This window comes from Streptomyces bugieae (genome assembly GCF_036352915.1).
Taxonomy (GTDB): domain Bacteria; phylum Actinomycetota; class Actinomycetes; order Streptomycetales; family Streptomycetaceae; genus Streptomyces; species Streptomyces endophytica.
In genome coordinates this window covers 1-327 of record NZ_JAZBJP010000246.1, presented here as the reverse complement: position 1 = coordinate 327, position 327 = coordinate 1, and the positions used below count along the sequence as shown (strand labels likewise).

Here is a 327-nt window from a genome sequence, read left to right as displayed (position 1 = left end):
CGGCAATGTCACGCAACGAACCGTTGGGGTTGCCGTCCAGGTAACGGAAGACCACCCGGCCCTCCGCCTCCAGCTCATCGAGCGTGCGCTCGTCAGCGGTGTACCGGCCATCGATGTTCTTCAGCGGGATGGAGATCTCCTGCCCCGCCTCGTAGTCCGCGGTCCACGCCGTGCTCGCGTTCTCCACCCGCAGCTTCTGGTCGCGGCAGATGAAGTGCAGATGGTTGTTGCGCAGCATCGCGCCCGGCAGCAGATGCGTCTCGGTCAGCACCTGGAACCCGTTGCAGATACCCAGGACGGGAAGTCCGGCCTTCGCCTGCTCGATGA

General features: G+C 64.8%; 1 protein-coding gene. It reads right to left on the bottom strand.

What is annotated here, in order from left to right:
• Nucleotides 1-327: phosphoribosylformylglycinamidine synthase subunit PurQ (locus V2J85_RS41675; protein ID WP_330824453.1), on the bottom strand; the 327-nt coding region annotated here is incomplete at both ends.